This window comes from Streptomyces sp. NBC_01224 (assembly GCF_036002945.1).
Taxonomy (GTDB): domain Bacteria; phylum Actinomycetota; class Actinomycetes; order Streptomycetales; family Streptomycetaceae; genus Streptomyces.
Window position 1 is genome coordinate 5,992,398 of sequence record NZ_CP108529.1, and the last position, 18,588, is coordinate 6,010,985.

The window sequence follows — 18,588 nt, forward strand, 5'->3', positions numbered from 1 at the left end:
GGCCGGCGGACCCGTCCGGACGGACTGACAGGACCTAACCGGTCAAGGCCCTGTCCACCAGCCGGAGCGCGGCCATGTCCTGGGCGTCCTGTGCCGGGTCGCCCATCCGCAAGGTGAACGTGGCGCTGGTCGCGGCCCGCGCACCGTCCGGCGTCACCCCGCTCTCGGAGACGATCCCCAGATGGGTTCCGCCGTGGAACCAGATCCCGCCGGGGCTCCCGGCCACCGGGCGCCAGGCGATGCCCAGTCCGTAACGGACCCCCGGCGCCGCACTCCAGTCCTCGGCCACGACCGTCTCCTTCATCGCGGCCAGCTGGGCCGGGCTCAGCAGCCGGCCGCTCATCAGGGCGCGCAGGAAGACACCGTGGTCATGGGTGGTGCTGATGACGGAGCCGTCCGCCCCGCCGCCGGACGCCAGTGTCGTGTCGGTCGGCCGGGCGCAGCCGGGGAACCAGGTGTACGAGGTGGCCGTGGGGTGGGGGACGTACGGCGAGGTCCCCGGCGTGAACGTGTGGCGCAGGCCCAGGGGTTCGATGATCCGGTCGTGGATCTCCTGCGCCCAGGAGTTGCCGGTCACCTGCGCGATGATCAGGCCCGCCACCACGTAGTTGGTGTTGGAGTAGCCCCAGCGCCGTTCCCGGGTGGGGTGTCCGGCGTTCGGCACCCACAGGGGCGGCCGGCTCAGGGCCGCCTTCAGCTGGTCCTCGGGGGCCGTGGTGCGAAACCGCGACTGGCGGTAGCCGTCCGGGGTGAACGCATCGGCCGAGTCCGGTGAGACGGCGAGATAGTCGTTCAGGCCGCTGGTCTGGCGCAGCAGATCGGCGACCGTGATCCTGCGGCCGTCGTTGCCGTTGCCCCGCACGGCGCCGGGCAGCCACCGCTCGACGGTGTCCGTGAGCCTGAGCCGCCCCTCGCCGGCCAGTTGGAGGGCGAGCGTGGCCGTGAAGGTCTTGGTGTCGCTGCCGAGCCGGTAGTAGGCGTTCCAGGGAACCGGGTGGCGCGGGGCCCGCAGGTCGGCGGATCCGGCGCGAGCAGTCGTCCGGCCGTGGGCGCTCTGCACCTCGGCCAGTACGCCGGTGGCGCCGGTGGCCCGGATCGCGTCCACATCGCTCTGGAGACGGCTGCGGAGCCCGGGGGCGCGGTGGGGTGCGGCGGCCGTCGCCGCGGGTCCGGACGCTCCGGCGAGCAGGGCCGCTGCCGTGGCCGCCAGGCCCGTGCGTCTGCTGATCACCGGTCCTCCCCGGTGCGGGGGCAGGTCAGGTCGGCGCCGGGCAGCGTGCCGTCACGCAGATAGTCGTTGACGGCTCTGTCGGCGCAGGGGACGGGGGTGAGGCCGTCGAGTCCGCGCCCGTACACCCCGTGCGAGCGGATGTCCGCAGTCACCAGCCGTGAACCGGTCAGCCGGTGGTGCAGAGCCAATGCCCCTTCGTAGGGGACGTTGTTGTCGCGCCGGGCCTGGAGCATCAGTACGGGTACGTCGTTGCCGATCACCGTGGCGGGCTCACGGGATGTGCTCGTCCAGAACGCGCACGGGGCCATCATGCTGTTGACGATCGGGCCGAAAACGGGCTGGGTGGCGCGACTGCGCTCCATGTTCTTCCAGTACGTCTCCGGATGCTTCGGCCAGCCACCGGCCGGCCAGCCGTTGTCGCCGCACATGAAGAGGGCCCCGCCCAGCATGCTGTCCGCCAGCTCGGGCGACGCGAGCAGCTCCAGCATGGCGGCGAGCTCCGGGCCGGGCTCGACCGGCCTGCCCGCGGCGGCATCGGTCAGGTCGCGCACCGTACCGGCGAGCGCCGGGTCGTACTCCTCGTGCTGGATGAGCTGCCTCAGCACCAGCCGCAGCAACGGCGCGTCGAGCCGGATCCCGGAGACGGTGACCGGGCGCCGCTCGGCCCCGTCGAGCAACTGCTGGACACTCGACCGTACTTGGAGGGGCGTCTTGCCGAGCCGGTAGGTGCCGTCGTGCCGTGCGGTCCATCCGGCCCAGGCGTCCAGTGCCTCTTCGAGCGGCTTGCCCGCCCGCTGGAAGAGTTCGTACTGGGTGGCCGTCGGGTCGGTCGAGGAGTCGATGACGATGCGGTCGGCGCGGCGGGGGAACATCTGGGTGTAGACGGCCCCGAGATCGGCACCGTACGAGACGCCGTAGTACGACAGCCTGCGCTCGCCCAGCGCCGCGCGGATCGCGTCCATGTCGCGGGCGACGTTTTGGGACGTGGCGTGCGGGAGGAGCCGGGCGTTGTCCCCGTGCTCCAGGCAGCGGCGTGCGGTGTCGCGGGCGGACCGTACCGACCGCTCGAAGTCCTCGCGGCGGGTCGTGGTCGGGCCGGGCGCGGGCGTCGGGGCGGCGGGGTCGCAGGTGATGGGGGTGGACTCGCCGAGGAAACGGGGATCGAAGCCGATCAGGTCGTAGCGGTCCGCCACATCCTTCAACGCGGGTCGCAGGTAAAGGGTGTTGGCGAGTCCGGTGCCGCCCGGACCGCCCGGATTCGACAGCAGGACGCCCCGCCGCTTCCCGTGCCCGGTGGCGGCCTTGATACGGGAGACCGCGATCCGGATCGTCGGGCCGCCGGGATCGGAGTAGTCGAGGGGAACGGTCACCTTCGCGCACTGCGCGCCCGCCTCGTTCAGCTCCTGCTGCTGCGGCGAGCAGGGGCCCCAGACGAGCCGCTGGTGGGCGGGGGCGGCGGGGGTGGCGGAGGCGGCCGACGCGGGCACCGTGCCCGCGAGTAAACAGGTCAGGCCCAGGCCGGCGGTGGCCAGTGAGGCGACGCGCATCGTGCTCCTCGGGATCAGGTGGATGACTCCCGCACGACGCTAGGGGCGTGCCCGGCCCGGGAACATCGGGCCACCTGGCCGAAGCGACCTGGGGCCAGCACCACCAACACCCGTTACGGGTGCGGCTGGTCGTCCGGCCAGACCCCGATGTGGTCCTGCTCCAGCTCCAGCATCACGCGATGCTCCATCCCGAGCGCCTCCGTGTAGTCGGCGGGCAGCTGCAGGCGCCCCGCGCGGTCGAGCATCGCGTACTCCCGCGCCACCTGGGACTCCAGGCCCGTCGCCGCGTCGACCTCGGTGCGTCGCAGCACCTCGGAGGATGTACGGCCGTCACGAATGGCGACCGTACGGCGGACCTCGCTCGCCACCGCCTGGTCGTGCGTGACGATCACGATCGTGGTGCCGAGCTCCTCGTTGGCGCGGCGGAACGCGGCGAAGACCCGCTCGCCGGAGGCCGAGTCGAGTTCGCCGGTCGGTTCGTCGGCGAGCAGCACCGACGGATTGTTGGCGAGCGCGACGGCGATCGCCACGCGCTGCTGCTGGCCGCCGGAGAGCTGCTGCGGGCGTCGGTCGCGGCACTCCTCCAGCCCCAGCATCCGCAGCAACGACTCGGCGCGCTCGGCCCGTTCACGGCCCCGGCCCCGGCCACGCAGCTGCATCGGCAGGGTGATGTTCTGTGCGGCGGTGAGGTACGGGAGCAGATTCCGGGCCGTCTGCTGCCAGACGAACCCGACGATGTCCCGGCGGTAGCGGAGCCGTTCCTTCGGCCCCATCGACAGCAGATCGCACCCCGCGACCTTCGCCGACCCGGCCGTGGGCACATCGAGGCCCGCCAGGATGTTCATCAGGGTCGACTTGCCGCTGCCGGACGCACCGACCAGGGCCATCAACTCGCCCTCGGTGACCAGCAGATCGAGGCCCTGGAGGGCCTGCACCTCCACCCCGTCCGCGGAAAAGATACGGACCAGTCGGTCGCAGGCGATCAGCGCGTCGTGCCCGTAGGAGGGCCGGTCGCGGCGTGCGGTGGCCCGCTGTTCGAGCTCGGCCAGCGTGGTGTCGGTCGACGGCGACGTCATCGGGGGTCTCCTGCCCTGAGTTCGGTGATCGATCCGCGGCGGCCGGCCCACCAGGCCTGGACGGCGGCCACCGCGGCGGTGAGGACGACCACGCCGAGCGCCGGAAGCGTCAGCGACCACGGGTCGGCCCGCAGCGCAATGGTGTCGTCTCCGCCGGATTCCGGCCCGGCGGAGAGAGCCAGGCTCACCAGGTCGACGCCCGGCGCCAGCAGGGCGGTCGTCGCCCATCCGACGAGCAGCCCGCCGACGGCGGCCAGCAGCGCCTGCGGCATCGCTTCGAGGCCGAGGAGCCGTCTGCCCTGCCGGGAGGTGAGCCCCATGGTCCGCAGCCGGGCCAGCAGGGCGGTGCGTTCCGGCGCGGTCTGCAGCAGCGACAGCAGCACGGCGAGCAGGGCGTAGCCCGCGCCGGCCGCGATCGCCGCCGCGTAGATCTTCTCGGCGCCCCGCTGCAGGGAGCTGTCGACGAACGCCTCGCGTGTCTCGGAGCGCAGTCGCACGGAGACGTCCTTGCCCGCGTGGTGCGCCGCCGTGCGCAGTGCCTTCGCGTCCGGGGAGCCGCCGGTGACCAGCAGGGTGGTGGTCTGCCGGCGGGTGAGCGACGCGGCGTCGACGATCAGGAAGTCGCTGTCGGAGACGGCGGGAGTGCGCGTGACGGTACCCGCCACCCGCACCGTGAAGTTCCCGGCCGCCGCGGAGAGGTCGCGCGCCCGGTCGCCGAGCCGCTCGGCGACGGACGGCGAGGCGATGACGGGCAGCACCGGGTCCTTCGTCGGTGCGGACTTCTTCGCTGCCGCGGAGGTCCTCAACCGGTCGGCGGGGAAAGCCCCGAGGCCGGTCGCGCGGGCCAGCCGGGCATACGTCGCCGGGTCGACGCCCACCAGGGTGGCGTCCTTCGTGAACTGGTCCCCGGTCCCGTCGGCCGGCAGCACCACGTCGTACTCGATCTGCACGCGCGCCACGTCCCGCACGCCGCCCGCCTTCCGTACCTCCCGGATCAGGCGGTCCGGCAGCGGCACGGAGTTGCCCGGGCCGCTGATCCGGGCATCCGCGCCGATCGCGCGTCCCGCCGCGTCGTCCCGTGCGTCCGCGATGCCCGCGAGCACCGAGCCGCCGAACGCCGCGGTGGTCAGCGCGATCAGCAGTGCGAGCAGCGGGAGCGTGCCGCCTGCCGAGGTGCGCCCGGCGCGGGCCAGTGACAGGAACCCGACCGCGCCGCGCCGACGGGCGACGGAGCGCGAGGCGAGACGCAGCGGCAGCGGAAGAAGCCGTACGAGGACCAGGGCGGCGATCAGACCGACGAGTACGGGGGCGGCGCTGACCAGCAGATCGCCGCCGCCGGAGCCCGTACCGCGCCGGCGCAGGGCGACGACCGCGCCGACGGCCAGCACCAGCAGGGTGAGTTCGGCGACCGTGCGCCATCGCGACGGGCGGGCGTCCATCAGGTCGTCGCGGGCTCCGTGCAGCCGCGGCCTGCGGTGCGGCAGTGCCGTACACAGTGGCAGGGCGACGCAGACCAGTACGGCGACGGCGACCGCGCCGGTGACCGAGGGCCACAGCCGGGCGTCCCCGATGGTCACTACGGCGATCAGCAGACCCAGCGCCGCCGCGGGTACCGTGGTCACCACCGTCTCGGCGAACAGCCGGCCGCCGATGCCGCGCAAGGATCCGCCGCGTGAGCGCAGCAGGGCCAGTTCGCTGCGGCGCCGGCCGCCCATCAGCCCGATGGTCATCAGCAGGACGACGGCGGCGACGGCTCCGATGCCCACGGCGGCGACCATGACGACCGGGCCGATCGCCTGACGCAGGGAGTCGTACCTGGTGAGGATCGCGTCCAGGTCGGTCGTGAGCGCGGTGTTCGCGCCGGCCACCGCACGCATGCTCACCAGTCCCGGACCGCCCTCCAGCGAGGCGATCGACGAGCGCAGGGCCGCCACGTCGGTGACGGTGAGGGGGGAGGCATCCGGTGGGATCCGCCAGAACGCCTCCGGCTGACTGGCGGTGGCGAGCAGCGCGGGCGCGGCGTCCGGTGGCAGCAGGACGGCCGCGATCCAGTAGTAACGCGGGATGTCACGCGTCGGTTTGGCCACCAGGGACGGGGTCCGGAGCAGTGGCTGGACCGACCAGTAGGCGGCCGCAGGACGCTCCGGGGTGACGATGCCGGTAATGCGCACGGTCAGCGGTGTTCCGCTTTGGGTCGGTACGGAGATGGTCGAGCCGACCGTGATCCGCAGGGCTTTCGCCGTCACCTCGGTGACCGCGCCCTCCACCTCCGGCGTGCCCGCCGTGACCGTGCCGTGGACGGCGGGCCAGGTCCCGGCGTGCAGGGTGGCGTGGTCAGGGAGGTCCGACAGGGTCGAGTAGGTCAGCTCGGGGTCGATGAGGGACGGCCGGGGCAGCCAGCCCTCTCGCGCGGAGATCGGTTTTCCGGTGTGGAAGCCGTACGCGGACTGGGCGGTGTCGGGCCGCACCACGTCGGGCAGCCGGGACAGCACCGCGCGATGGACGGACGCCAGCGACGCCGCACTCACCGCTTTCTCACGCAGGGGCTGGGGCACCTGCAGATCGGGCTGCGGTGTGCTGAGCTCCAGCACACTGAGCCCGGGGTCCGCGGCGGCGATGTCGTGGCGCAGCCCCTCGTTCTCGTAACGGTCGACGGCACGCGGGAAAGCGGCGGCGAGGAACGCCGTCAGCAGCACCAGCAGCCCGAGCGCCCAAGCCGTGCCGGGAGCGGTACGCAGCCGGGTACGGACCCAGGGCGCACAGGCGGCGGGGGCGCGACGGTCTCGAACGGAACGCGCACTCATGTCAGTTGTCCCCCTGGTGGCGCAGCGAGGTCGCGGGGTCGGCACCGCGCAGGGCGAGAAACACGACGATCAGCAGCGGCAACGCGGCGACACCCGCCAGCAACGCGGCTACCTGCCCGGCCGGCAACTGCACCAGCACCGGGGGCACCGGCGCGGTGGCCTGCCCGGTCAGCACGATGAGCGGTACGACGGCGCGGTTCAGTACGGCCCCGAGCGCGGCCCCGACCAGCAGCGCGATCGCGATCAGCACGCCCTGCTCGGCGGCGATCATCCGGGTCAGCCGTCGGCGCGGCGTCCCCAGCGCCCGCAGGACGGCGAACTCGGCGGAACGTTCGCGCTGCGCGCCGGCAGCGCTCACCGCGAAGCCGACCGCGGCCAGGGCCGCGGCGACGACCGCCACCGCGGGCAGCGCGGACTGCGACCCGGCGCCCAGCGGATCGCTGACCAGCTCCCGCGCGATCTCGTCGCGCACCTCGACCTGGGCCGGATCGGTGTAGGGCTGTGCCCGCAGCGCGGCGGCGACCTTTCCGGCCTGTCCGGGGGCGGTGCTCAGCCACCACTCGACGGGGGTGAGCACGGTGCCCGGACGGTGTGCGAGGACCTGGCCGACGGCCCTGAGGTCGAGCAGCAGCGCGCCGCCGTCCCGGGCCCGGTCGGAGCCGGTGACGGGGGCATCGGAGCCGGTGCCGGGGCCGGTGGTCGGCAGCCTGCGCACCACATCCGCGATCTTCACCCGGACCGTCTCGCCGGCCAGCGTGATGTCGACGCTCTGCCCCTTCCTCGCTCCGGCGGCCTTCAGATACGCGTCGGTGACGATGGCGTTCGGCGTCGGCGCCTTCGGACGGGGCGCGGTGGCCCGTACGGAGAAGGCGGGCGACTCCCACGCGTCCGGGGCCGAGCCGGTGTCGTACCCGAAGGCCAGCAGGCTCTTCTCGGAGACCGTCGCGTACACCGGATCGCCGGGCTGCTCCTTGCCGGGCTGCTCCTCATCGGATCCGGCGGCGTTCTGCGTGGCGTCCCAGGCGAACCCGTCGGGCACCGGGACCGCCTGCTCGGTGCCGTCGGCCGTCACGGTCCTGAGGGCGCCGATGTCGACCCGGTGGGACTCGCTCCGGCCGGCCGGCCGGTTGCCGTCCAGCTCGAACCCGGTCACCGCGAGATCACCCGCGGCCGCCACCGCGAACGCGAACGGATGCGTCGTCCCGTCGACGGGTACGGTCCCGGCCGGTACCCGGTACGGGAAGCCGTAACGATCCTCCAGCAGCACGGTGACGAGCGGCGCGGTGCCGGACGGCGACCGCCGTCCGGGCGCCCCGGCCACCGTGATCCGCACGTCGAACCGGACCTGTTCGCTGCGCTGCGGCAACAGCAGCCCGGCCCGCGCGGTCCTCGGCGGGGCGAGCGAGTCGAACAGCCGCTCCGGCGGCCCGTCGCCGAGGTCGCCGCGCATCAGCATCCGCTCGTCGGCGTGCGCGGTGTCCAGGGCGAGGATCTCGGCGGTGCGTTGACCGGAGAGGTCCACGGTCGTACGGAACGCGGGTGCCGCCTCCCGTACGCCCGGCAGCCGCGCGTACGCGCCCGCCTTCGCCGGATCGTCCTCGACACTGCCCACCACGCGCACCGACGCACCGGCCCTGAAGTCCGCCTGGTCGCCCTGCGAACGGTCCCAGGAGGCGCGCTGCCCGATCGCCAGCATGCCCATGGCGACTGACAGGACCAGCAGCAGCACCGGTCCGGCATTGCGCAGCGGGCGCCGGCTGAACTGCCAGCCGGCCAGCGCCGTGATCAGCCCCCGGCCGCCCGCCGCACGGCGCTCCGCGAGCCGGGCCGCGGGCGGCAGCAGACGCAGCGTCAGTACGGTGCCCGCGAGCAGCAGCAGGGCGGGAGCCGCGACGAGCAGCGGATCGACGCCGAGACCGCCCTGCCGGTCACCGCTCAGCACGCCGCCGCCGGAGCCCGTGGTCTGACGGTCGAGCTGCCAGTACGCCACCGCCGCGATCACCAGCAGACCGAGGTCGGCACCCGCCCGGAGCGGCGCGGGCAGCGCGACGGCGCGGCGGGAACGACGTTCCCCGGCACCGGCCGCCAGCGCGGGCGCCACGACGGCCAGCGCACACGTCAGCGCGGCGACGGCGGAGACCAGCCACACGGTGGCGGTCGCGCCCCCGTCGAGGCGCAGCCCGATCCGGGACAGCGCGCCGCGGTCCGCGAGCAGCCGGGTCAGCGGCCCGGCGAGCAGCGGGGCGAGGAGTGCCGCGGGCAGCGCGAGCAACAGCGCCTCGATGGCGGCGAGCGCGGTGACGCGTCCGCGCGATCCGCCGCGCGCCCGCAGCAGCCGGGTCTCCCCGTCGCGCTCACTGCTCAGCAGCCGGGCCACCAGCAGCAGCGCGTAACCGGCGAGCATCACCAACTGGACGGCCACGATCATCAGCGTCGAGCGGGAGACCAGCAGCGCCCGGTCGATCTGCTCCAGCACCTGGGGGAGCGAGGTCCGCACGGTGGCCCCGCTCCTGAATCCGGGGGCGGCCTGCAGCTTCTTCGGAGCGGCCGTGGCGGCGCTGTGCAGCGCCGCTGTCCGGCCCGTGGTGACGGTGCGGAAATCTGCGGTTGCCAGCCAGGACATCGTGCCGGAGCTCATCCGTCCGGAACCGAGCACGGCGGGATCGGTGAGCAGCGGACCGTACGTCGTGAAGGCGACCTTGCGGATGCCGCGCCCGCTGAGTTCGTCCAACTGCCAGTACGGGTCGGCCTGGTCGGACGCCTCGTACACGCCGGTGATCAGGACGCGCACCGGCTTGTCGTCCAGCCGGTCGGTGAGGGTGAGCCGCGAACCGGGCCGCAGCTTCAGGACCCCGGCGGCGGTGTGCGGCAAGGCGACCTGGACGGGATCGCCGGCCCTTCCGCTCCCGGCCGCGGGCATGTGGCCCGCGGTCAGCCGGACGCGGCTGCGGTCGAGCGCGGCGAAGTGGGTGAGGTCCGGGTCGCCGCCCCGGACGCCTGAAGCCTGTGGACCGCCCGGCAGCGCGTACGAACCCGACGTCTCCAGCGTCCGGACGGTCACGGGCAGGCCGTCGAAGGTGTCGCGGGCGGTCCTCCGCGCGGTCGCGTCGGCCGCGTCCCGCTGCGCGGGCATCACCTGCGCGGACACGACGAGGGAGGCGGCGGACGCCGACCGATGCGTGAGGGCGTGGCGCAGCGCCGCGTCGCCGATGGAGCCGGAGAACGCGGTGAGCGCGGCCAGTACCGAGGCGGTGAGCAGGATCGCGAGGACAGCGGCGGCGAGCAGGAGCCGATAGGCCCTCACCCGGAGAAAGACAAACCCCGTCACACGTGCCCCCCTGGACCCTCACCGCACACACGCCCCCCGGCGATGTAGGGATGCTTTCAGGAATCACGTGCAATTGGAAACCGCTTGTGTGTGCACCTTGATGGGATCGTGACCGTTAATCGGTGACGGAGGAACGCATTCCGTACCCGGTGCGGGGGCAGGGGCGTGTTCTCAGCCCTCGGTGTTCACCATCGAGGCGGCGGCATAGGTGAGGTAGTCCCACAGCTGCCGCTCGTGTTCCGGCGCCAGTCCGAGCTCGTCGAGGGCGACCCGCATATGGCTCAGCCACGCATCGTGCGCCGCCCGGTCCACCCGGAACGGAACGTGCCGCATCCGCAGCCGCGGATGTCCGCGCTGCTCACCATAGGTACGGGGACCGCCCCAGTACTGCATCAGGAACAGCCTGAACCGCTCCTCGGCCGGACCCAGATCCTCCTCCGGGTACATCGGCCGGAGCAGCGGGTCCTCGGCGATCCCCTGGTAGAAGCGGTGCACCAGGCGCCGGAAGGTCTCCTCGCCGCCGACCTGCTCGTAGAAGGTCTGCTCCTGCAGCGTGTCGTGCGGAATGTCAGTCACCCGTCCATGGTCGCAGACGCACCGGCCGAGGACCGGGGTCCTAGGTCCTGCCCTCGGACCGCCGTCCGCCGGCCCCGACCTGCCCCGGCCCGGTTCCTGGCCCCGGGGCCCCCGGCGCAGGAAGGTGGAGGTATGGACGATGCACACCCGGACCCGTTCGCCGCGGCCGCCGCCGAGGAGCGGTGGGCCATGGTGCGCGGGATCGTGGCCGGTGGGGCGCTGGGTGACCCGCAATGGCTGGCCGCGTTCGAGGAGGTGCCGCGGCATCTGTTCGTGCCGTACTACTTCGTGGGCGGTGGATTCGACCGCCTGTGGTGCGAGGACCCCGACCCGGTCAGGCGGGCCCAGTGGCTGCACGGGGCGTATGCGGACGGGGCACTGGCCACCCGCATACGGGACGGTGAGCTGATCTCTTCGAGCAGCCAGCCGTCGCTGATGGCCCGGATGCTCGAAGAGCTGGACGTACGGGAAGGGCAGCGGGTCCTGGAGATCGGCGCGGGCAGCGGCTACAACGCGGCGCTGCTCGCACATCGACTCGGTGACGACGCCGTGACCACCGTCGACCTCGAACCGGAGATCACCGAGTCGGCCCGTCGGCATCTGGCGGCGGCCGGATACCGCCCGGCGGTGATCACCGGGGACGGGGCACGGGGCTGGCCCCCGCGCGGCCCGTACGACCGGATCATCGCGACCTGCACCCTGCCGTGCATACCGCAGGCCTGGCTGGAACAGTGCACGCCCGGCGCACGGATACTGGCGCCGTTCGCCACCGGACTGATCGCGCTGGGGGTACGGGAAGGGACGCACGGGAAGTATGCCGAGGGCCGGTTCCTGCACACGCCCGCGTACTTCGTACCGCTGCGCGGTACACCGCCGCGGCCCGCGCGGCGTCCGCACACCGGCGCACTGCCGAGGCGCGTCAGCGAGAACGAACTCTTCCGGTTCCTGCTGACACTCACCGAGGCCACCCTCGACCCGCGCGAGGCCCTCGCTCTCTGGCAGCGCGAGCGGCGCCCCGAACGGGAGAGGTTCGGCATCACGGTCCGGGACGGGCGGCAGTGGGCCTGGCTGGACGACCCCGAGGGGCCGTACGCCTGGCCACTGCCCGGCGGGTAGGCGCGGGTCAGCCCCGGCGGATCGTGATCGTCGTCCACGCCCCGACGTGCACCTGGTCGCCGTCCTGGAGCGGGACGGGGACATAGGGCTGGATCGGGTCCTCGGCGCCGTTGAGCGTGGTGCCGTTGGTGGAGTTCTGGTCGACCACGGCCCAGCTGCCGTCGGGCTGCTGCACCAGCACCGCGTGCTGGTGCGAGACGCCCGGGTCCTCCGGCGGCACGGACAGATCGATGTCGGGGGACTCGCCGGTGCTGTGCCTGCGGCGACCGATGGTGATCTGGTTGCCGGTCAGCGCAAGCTGCTGTTCCGGGGAGTACGCGGGCAGGTTGAGCCCGGTCGCCTCGGGACCGCTGCGCTGCATCATCGCCAGGAAGTACTCACGGTCCGGGGCGATGACCGCGGTCCAGGTCGCGGGCGGCTGGTTCTGGTTCCGCCCCGGGAACGGCGGCTGCTGTTGCGCCGGGGCCGGCGGCTGCGGAGCCTGCGTCCGGGACGGCGGCGACAGCATCCAGTCGTCGTCATCGCCGGACTGCGGCCCCTGCGGCGGGGCCGGCGGCTGGGGGGCCTGCGGGGCGGGAGGACCGGGCCGCTCGAACGCGGGCGGCGCCGACTGCTGCTGGAACGACGGCGGCGGGGTCTGCTGGAACGGCGGGGGCGGCGCGGTCTGCTGGAAGGGCGGCGGAGGCGGCGGTCCCTGCTGCTGGAACGGCTGCGGCGGCTGCGGCGACTGCGGACCCGGGGGCCCGGACCGGCTTCCCTGGTCGGGGGAGAGCGGTTCGGCCGGGCGGTTCACCTGCGAGGGCCGTGAGCCCTGATACTCGAACGGATCACGCTGCTGCTGAGGGCCCGGCGGCTGCTGTGCCTGGAAGCCGGGCGGCAGGTTGAGACCGGGCGGAGGGCCGGGAAGGCTGTGGGGCGGCGCCAGCGGCGTGTACGACGTCGCGGTGTTCGTGAGGAAGTTCCAGCGGCACTCCTCGCAGAACGGCGCCATGGCCTCACGCGGTGTGCGGCACTGCGGGCAGAGTTCGGCCTGCTGGGTCGCATCAGGGCCCTGCGGGTGACCGTAACCGGGAGCGGGCGGCGGGGGAGGCGGCGGGGGGGCTGCACCCGCAGGCGCGCCCGCGCCGGCCATGCGATGGCCGCAGACCTCGCACCAGTCATCGGAACCCGACTGGTGTCCGTTCGGGCAGGTCGGCATGTCGGCGCTTCCCCCTCTCCTCGTCCGGCCCTGGGGGCCGTCATTTTTTTCTTGCTCTTCGCCACCCGGCGGATCGCTCCGGCCGGGCGGCTCGACTGTGCGGCTGTGTGGTTATTTCTTGACGCGAACGGTCTTGGTCGAGCGTGTTTCGAGTGTCATCGAGTCGGCTTCCGCGACCTTCGCCTTCAGTCGCACAGTACCGGTCGAGGCATCGACGACGTCCACCACCTTCGAAAGCAATTTCGCAGTGTCCTCGTTCCCGGACGCCGATGCGAGCTGCACCGCACGGCCCAGTTTCGCCGTCGCGCCGTCGAAGTCTCCCGACTTGCGGGCATCGAGCCCCTGCTGGATGACTTGTGCCAGTTCCGCCTGGCCCGTGTAGTGCGCGACCTGCGGGTTGATCGAGGTGGACGCCACCATGTCCTGTGTCCACACCGCCCGTACCAGGCCCTGCGAAAGGGTCTGCGGGGCCCCGCCCGACGGGTCGGGGAGGATCAGCGAGACCCTGGACGCCAGCATCTCCTGCCCGATGCCCGCCTCCGGCACCTGTACGCACACGTGGTAGTCGCGGGACTCGTCTCCCCAGGAACCCGTGGGATAGTCCCCGGCGCGGGGGCCCGCCTCGGTGCGGCGGTCGGTCAGATCGACGACCGTCGGTGCGACCTGCTTCACAAACTTGATCTCGACCCCGACGGGCGTCCAGAGCCGCAGCGCGACATCCGCGACCTCCTTGCCCATCGCGTTCTCCATCATCTGCGTGAAGTCCGCGGCCAGCCCCGCCGGGTCGGCGACGATGTCGGCCGTGCCGAGCAGCGCGGAGGCTATGGCTGTGACCTCTTTCACCTCCCAGTCGGTGCCGACCCCACGGGCGTCACAGGTGAAGCGGCCCACGCAGGATTCGAGCGCGGCCCGCAGATCCTCCGGCGCCTCGTGCTCGTTGCGGCCGTCGGTGAGGAGGATGCCGTGCCGGATGTCCACATCGGCGGCGCCGAGCAGCCGGTCCGTCAGCCGCAGCCAGGTGCCGATCGCCGTACCGCCACCGGCGCTGAGCGCACGCAGGGCCTCCTTCGCCTGGGCCTTGGTCCGCGCATCGGCGACGGCGAGCCTCCCGTTGCCCGGGTAGACCTCCTTGGCGACGTGCGTACCGCCGACCACGGCGAACGAGGTGCCGTCGCGCAGGGTGTCGATGGCCGCGGCCGTCGCATCGCGGGCGTTGCGCATCTTCGTCGGCGGATAGTCCATCGAACCGGAGCAGTCGACCATGATCACCACGGCGGCTTTCGGTGCCTGCCCCGGTACGTGCGTGGGCGTTGCGGCCGCACCGGACAGCGGGACGCCGCCGGTGGTACCGCCTCCGGTCGAGGTGACCGTGACGATCGCGTTGACCTCGCGACCGCCCTCCGGAAGATATTCGTTCTGGTACACCTCGACGGAGAACTGCGGCACGTTCGACTTGGAGAAGTTGGCCATCTGATCGGCTCCTTGAGGCTCCAGGTGTCAGATGAAGACAGCTGTGAGGGCAGAAATGCGGGTGAAAGTGGGCGAGCGCGGGTGAACGCGGGCGAGGGCGCCAGGGATGGAGTGGGCGGACGGAAACGGAATTAAGCGTTACGGAACAGGGCTCATGTGGTGCCGCAGGCCGATCCTGCCCCCTGAGGCGGTACCGCGAACGGCAGCAGAGCCACTGTTACGTTGTCGTGGCCCCCACCGTCGAGTGCATGACCCACCAGCACCTGGGCGCCGTGCAACGGCCGCAGCTGGGCATCGGCCGGCACCGCCGCGGCCATCTCGGCCGCCGACTCCGCGTAGTTCCACAGGCCGTCCGTGCACACCACCACGAGACCGGACCGGTCCGGTTTGAAGGACGCGGTGTGCGGCTCCAGTTCGTACGCGTCGGCGCCGAGCCACCCCGTGATGGCGTGGGCGCGCTCGTCCGCGTACGCCTCGGCCTCGTTCATCAGGCCGGCCGCCACCATCTGCGCGGCCCAGGAGTCGTCCTCGGTCAGCCGGGCGGGCGGGTTGGTGCGGTCGTCCGGCACCCAGTAGACGCGGCTGTCGCCGACCCAGCCGACGACCAGCAGACCGCCCGCCATCACCGCGCCGACCAGGGTGCACGCCGGGGCGTTCTGGTGGCGGTGCGGGTCGTGCTCCCTGGCCCGGCCGGGCTCCTCGGCCAGGGAGTTGACCGACTCCGAGGCTGCGACGATCGCCTCGTGCATCGCCTGTTGCGGATGGGTGCCGCGCGGCAGCGACTCCAGAAGCGCTTCGTTGGCGGCGCTCGCGGCGGCCGCCGACGCCTCGTCGGGGCGGCTCGCCGATGAGACGCCGTCACAGACGATCGCGACGACGGCCGGTGAACCGTCGGGCAGGGCGGTGGTCGACACCGCGAACGAGTCCTCGTTGCGGTGGTGGCGCAGGCCCCGGTCGCTGACGGCGGCCACCGAACCGAGCTCCTGCTCCATGTGGTCGCGCTCGCGTGGCTGGGCGTGACCGCAGTTCTCGCAGTAGCCGTCGTTGTCGACACGGCCGGCGCGACAGGCCACACACAGTTTGGTGCCGGCCGGTGGCGTGGAGAGCGGCTCCGCGGTAGGCGTACGGGGGTCGGGCGCAGACGACTCGGCGGACGGCGTGGATGCGGGCGCGGCCCCGGGTGCGGCCAGCTCGAAGTCACCCGATCCACCCGGCTCGTCGAACCGGACCGCTGCCGGGCGGGCCGCCGGAGTGCGGGCGGTGGTCGCCGCGCCGTTCTCCGCCGGCACGGCCATGGCGATCGTCGGGTGGTCCTGCGGCGGTTCGGGCACGGCCGACAGGTCGTACCCGCACGCACCGCAGAACAGGTCCCCCGGCTCCAGCGGCTCCTCGCAGCCGGGGCACTTCGACAAGGCCGTCTCCTGGGGCTTCTGCGACATTTTCACACCCACGTCCGGGGGCGGAAACGGTTGGCCCGCTCCACCAGTTCGATCCTCTCGTCGCCGGGCTCTGCAAGCCGGGCGAGCATCCGGTACGAACGCTCCAGCCCGAAACGCAGGCCGCGCTCGTCCAACTCACTGCCGAGCAGGGTTCTCGGCCCGGGCGGCCCGGCAGGCGCGTGCGGCTGCGGAGCCGAGGACTGAGCCGTTGGACTACCGGAGAGTACCCAGTCGAGCGCCATCCCCAGCACTTCTGTCGACAACTGCTCGCGACGCACCGCGTCCAGACCGAAACCGGCCAGCCCCGAGACCTGGTCGGCGGCGGCCGTCAGATCGGCGATCAGCGGTTCGTCCGGGGACCGTTCACGCAGCCGCGCCCGCACCGCGGCGACCCTGGCCGCCGTGTAGTGGATCGACGCCTCCGGCACGGACTCCAGCGTCGTCACGGCGCCGCCCCGGTCCCCGGCGGCGATCTGCACCCGGGCCAGGCCGAACGCGGCGCTGACGAAGCTCGGGTCGGTCGTCCACACCAGGCGGTAGTACTCGGCGGCGTTGTCCAGCTGGCCCAGGACCTCCGCGCAGATCCCCAGCGCCAGCTTGGGCGCCGGCTCGCCGGGGAACGCGTCGTACACCGCGTCGAAGGAGAGCGCCGCGTTCTCGTTGTCACCGGTCACCAGCGAGGTGATGCCGCGGTACCAGACGACCCGCCAGTCGTCCGAGTGCTGGCCCTCCAGCGCTGCCAGGGTCTGCCCCGCGGCGCCGGGTTCGTGCATCTCCAGACGGGCACGCAGCTCACGCAGCCGGGTCTCCAGCGAGGCCGCGGGTACGGCGTTCAATGCGGCAATCAGTTCGGCGGGGGCGGTGGCCATCAGTCCGGCGAGGAAGCCCGCGTTGGGGTCGCTCGCGTCGACCCGGGGCACGGGCAGCGCGAGCGAGGTGGCCCGTGCGTCGAACCCGGCCGGCCGGGGGCCGCTCGGGACGTACGGCCCCGATGGCGCACCGGGATCGGCGGCCGGGACACGGGGGGCCGGAATCGCGGCCCGGGTCTGCGCGTACGAGAAGGCCGCACCGCTCTGGCCAGCCCCGTTGCCCGCCTGTACGTGGGTGGGCGGCGCGGTCAGCGGACCGGCACCCGCCGCGGCGTACCCGGGTACGGGCGGAAAACCCGCGGGCGGCGCGCCCGGCCCCGGCCCCGCGGGCGGCACGGCGGCAGCGCCCGGGGTCGCACCGGCCGCCGACCCGTTCCGCCGCCGCCCGAAGCGCCCCGAGGACGCCGGAGCGACAGCCCGTGCCCCCAGCCGCGACACATCGTCCGTCAGCTCGGCGAACAACTGCGTGTCCGTGACCCGTACTTCCGTACCGAACAGCGTCGACAGCGCAGGCCGCGGTCGCCCCGTCTGCAGCGACACCACCTCGCGCAGCACACCCGTCAACTGCTCCGCCATCTCCGCGGCAGAGGCGAACCGCCGCGCCGGATCCGGGTCGGTGGCCCGCACCAACAGCCGGTAGAACGACTCATAGGTCCGGAACACCTCGATGTTGTCCGGGTCCGGCAGCGAGTCCACGAAGACGTTGGTGTAGCCCTGGAAGTCGAAGGTGAGCACCGCGAGCGTCCGTGCGACCGTGTACAGATCGGAGGCGACCGAAGGGCCGACCTCCGCTACCTCCGGCGCCTGATACCCCACCGTGCCGTAGATGGCCGACTCGTCGTCGTCCATTCTGCGGACCGCGCCCATGTCGATCAGCTTCAGCTGATTCTCGGTCTGGATCGCGTTGTCGACCTTGAAGTCGCAGTACAGCAGGTTGCGGCTGTGCAGATGGCCGAGCGCCTCCAGCGCCTCGATGCCGTACGCGCACGCCTGCTCGACCGGCAGCGGATCGCGCTTCCCGGCCGGGGTACGGCGCTCGTTCGCGATCTCCTTGAGCGCCTTGCCGCCGACGTACTCCATCACGATGTAGCCGTCGAGCGAGCCGGTGCGCTGGTCGAGATGCTCGACGAAGTTGTAGATCCGGACGATGTTGGAGTGCTCGATCTCGGCGAGGAAGCGGCGCTCCGAGATGGCGGCCGCCATGGCGTCCTGGTCACCCGTGTCGAGCAGGCCCTTGAGGACCACCCAGCGGTCGGACACCGCACGGTCGACCGCGAGATAGACCCAGCCGAGTCCGCCGTGCGCCAGACAGCCCGCGACCTCGTACTGGCCGTGCACGATGTCGCCTTCGTGGAGCTTGGGCACGAAGGAGTACGGATGGCCGCACTTGGTGCAGAACCCCTCCGTGCGGCCCGCCCGTTCGCCGCGCGCCCGGCCCACCGGGGCCCCGCAGTCCGAACGCGAACAGAAGCGCTTGCGCTCCGGCACCTCCGGGTTCTCCATCACCGCGGAGCGCGGGTCGGGGCGCGGCACGTCCGGCACCTGCACCAGGCCCGCGCCCAGCCTCCCCCGGCCGGACGACGCGCCCGTGGACGAACCGGAGGAACGGACCGACACCGAACGGGACGTGGCGCCACCGGACAGCGAGCGCGAGAGCCGCCCCGAAACGGAACGCCGCGAGGTCGACGAGCGGGACGAGGAACGCGAGGACGCCCGGGACGAGGCCCGCGAACTGCTGTTGCTGCCCCGACTCCCCCTGCTGCTCACGCCACCGCCGCCCGTGATCCCGGTCGGCGGCGAACTCACCATGCCCGTCGGCGACACGACCGGAGCCAGACCGCAGGTGTCGCAGTACAGCTCACCGCCGCCCACGTCCTCGTAATTGCCCTCGCACGCGGGGCGCTGGCACTGCGTACTCATGGTCCGTCCCCCTG

General features: G+C 72.8%; 12 protein-coding genes. 2 read left to right on the forward strand and 10 right to left on the reverse strand.

Going from position 1 to position 18,588, the window contains the following annotated elements; genetic code table 11:
* Nucleotides 1-34: 34 nt before the first annotated feature.
* The 6 genes from OG609_RS26980 to OG609_RS27005 all read right to left on the reverse strand — a co-directional run bounded on the left by OG609_RS26980 (nt 35) and on the right by OG609_RS27005 (nt 10,562).
* Nucleotides 35-1,231, reverse strand: a complete 1,197-nt coding sequence (locus OG609_RS26980; protein ID WP_327275186.1) for a serine hydrolase domain-containing protein — start codon at nt 1,229-1,231, stop codon at nt 35-37.
* Nucleotides 1,228-2,778: an alpha/beta hydrolase gene (locus tag OG609_RS26985; protein WP_327275187.1), complete on the reverse strand. Its 1,551-nt coding sequence runs from the start codon at nt 2,776-2,778 to the stop codon at nt 1,228-1,230. Before OG609_RS26985 ends, OG609_RS26980 begins: the two co-directional genes overlap by 4 nt.
* Nucleotides 2,779-2,891: 113 nt before the next feature.
* On the reverse strand, nt 2,892-3,854 hold the full coding sequence (locus OG609_RS26990) for an ATP-binding cassette domain-containing protein (RefSeq protein WP_327275188.1): 963 nt from the start codon (nt 3,852-3,854) through the stop codon (nt 2,892-2,894).
* Nucleotides 3,851-6,658, reverse strand: coding sequence for an FtsX-like permease family protein (locus tag OG609_RS26995; protein ID WP_327275189.1), 2,808 nt, complete (start codon nt 6,656-6,658; stop codon nt 3,851-3,853). Before OG609_RS26995 ends, OG609_RS26990 begins: the two co-directional genes overlap by 4 nt.
* 1 nt (nt 6,659) lies before the next feature.
* Entirely contained in the window at nt 6,660-9,986 is a 3,327-nt protein-coding gene (locus OG609_RS27000; RefSeq protein WP_327275190.1) for an ABC transporter permease, read from the reverse strand.
* A gap of 171 nt (nt 9,987-10,157) precedes the next feature.
* On the reverse strand, nt 10,158-10,562 hold the full coding sequence (locus OG609_RS27005) for a globin (RefSeq protein ID WP_327275191.1): 405 nt from the start codon (nt 10,560-10,562) through the stop codon (nt 10,158-10,160).
* A gap of 132 nt (nt 10,563-10,694) precedes the next feature.
* Between OG609_RS27005 and OG609_RS27010 the strand changes: the two genes are divergently transcribed.
* A complete protein-coding gene (locus OG609_RS27010; protein WP_327275192.1) occupies nt 10,695-11,678 on the forward strand; it encodes a methyltransferase domain-containing protein in 984 nt (327 codons plus the stop codon).
* Nucleotides 11,679-11,685: 7 nt separating this feature from the next.
* On the opposite strand, the gene OG609_RS27015 is transcribed toward OG609_RS27010, so the two are convergent.
* The 4 genes from OG609_RS27015 to OG609_RS27030 form a co-directional block, all read right to left on the reverse strand.
* Nucleotides 11,686-12,876: an FHA domain-containing protein gene (locus OG609_RS27015; RefSeq protein ID WP_327275193.1), complete on the reverse strand. Its 1,191-nt coding sequence runs from the start codon at nt 12,874-12,876 to the stop codon at nt 11,686-11,688.
* A gap of 111 nt (nt 12,877-12,987) precedes the next feature.
* Nucleotides 12,988-14,346 carry a vWA domain-containing protein gene (locus OG609_RS27020; protein WP_327275194.1) on the reverse strand — a complete coding sequence of 453 codons (1,359 nt, stop codon included), beginning with the start codon at nt 14,344-14,346 and terminating at the stop codon, nt 12,988-12,990.
* Nucleotides 14,347-14,498: 152 nt separating this feature from the next.
* Nucleotides 14,499-15,791: a protein phosphatase 2C domain-containing protein gene (locus OG609_RS27025; RefSeq protein ID WP_327275195.1), complete on the reverse strand. Its 1,293-nt coding sequence runs from the start codon at nt 15,789-15,791 to the stop codon at nt 14,499-14,501.
* Nucleotides 15,788-18,271 carry a tetratricopeptide repeat protein gene (locus OG609_RS27030; RefSeq protein WP_442818008.1) on the reverse strand — a complete coding sequence of 828 codons (2,484 nt, stop codon included), beginning with the start codon at nt 18,269-18,271 and terminating at the stop codon, nt 15,788-15,790. The genes OG609_RS27025 and OG609_RS27030 overlap by 4 nt, the downstream gene beginning before the upstream one ends.
* Between OG609_RS27030 and OG609_RS46285 the strand changes: the two genes are divergently transcribed.
* A complete protein-coding gene (locus tag OG609_RS46285) occupies nt 18,243-18,536 on the forward strand; it encodes a hypothetical protein (RefSeq protein WP_442818009.1) in 294 nt (97 codons plus the stop codon). The genes OG609_RS27030 and OG609_RS46285 overlap by 29 nt on opposite strands.
* Nucleotides 18,537-18,588: the final 52 nt, after the last annotated feature.

What these genes read in the sequence shown, in the direction of transcription:
- OG609_RS27010 (WP_327275192.1), top strand. Translation starts at nt 10,695, where the DNA reads ATGGACGATGCACACCCGGACCCGTTCGCCGCGGCCGCCGCCGAGGAG.
- OG609_RS27020 (WP_327275194.1), bottom strand. Translation starts at nt 14,346, where the DNA reads ATGGCCAACTTCTCCAAGTCGAACGTGCCGCAGTTCTCCGTCGAGGTG.
- OG609_RS27015 (WP_327275193.1), bottom strand. Translation starts at nt 12,876, where the DNA reads ATGCCGACCTGCCCGAACGGACACCAGTCGGGTTCCGATGACTGGTGC.
- OG609_RS26990 (WP_327275188.1), bottom strand. Translation starts at nt 3,854, where the DNA reads ATGACGTCGCCGTCGACCGACACCACGCTGGCCGAGCTCGAACAGCGG.
- OG609_RS26995 (WP_327275189.1), bottom strand. Translation starts at nt 6,658, where the DNA reads ATGAGTGCGCGTTCCGTTCGAGACCGTCGCGCCCCCGCCGCCTGTGCG.
- OG609_RS26985 (WP_327275187.1), bottom strand. Translation starts at nt 2,778, where the DNA reads ATGCGCGTCGCCTCACTGGCCACCGCCGGCCTGGGCCTGACCTGTTTA.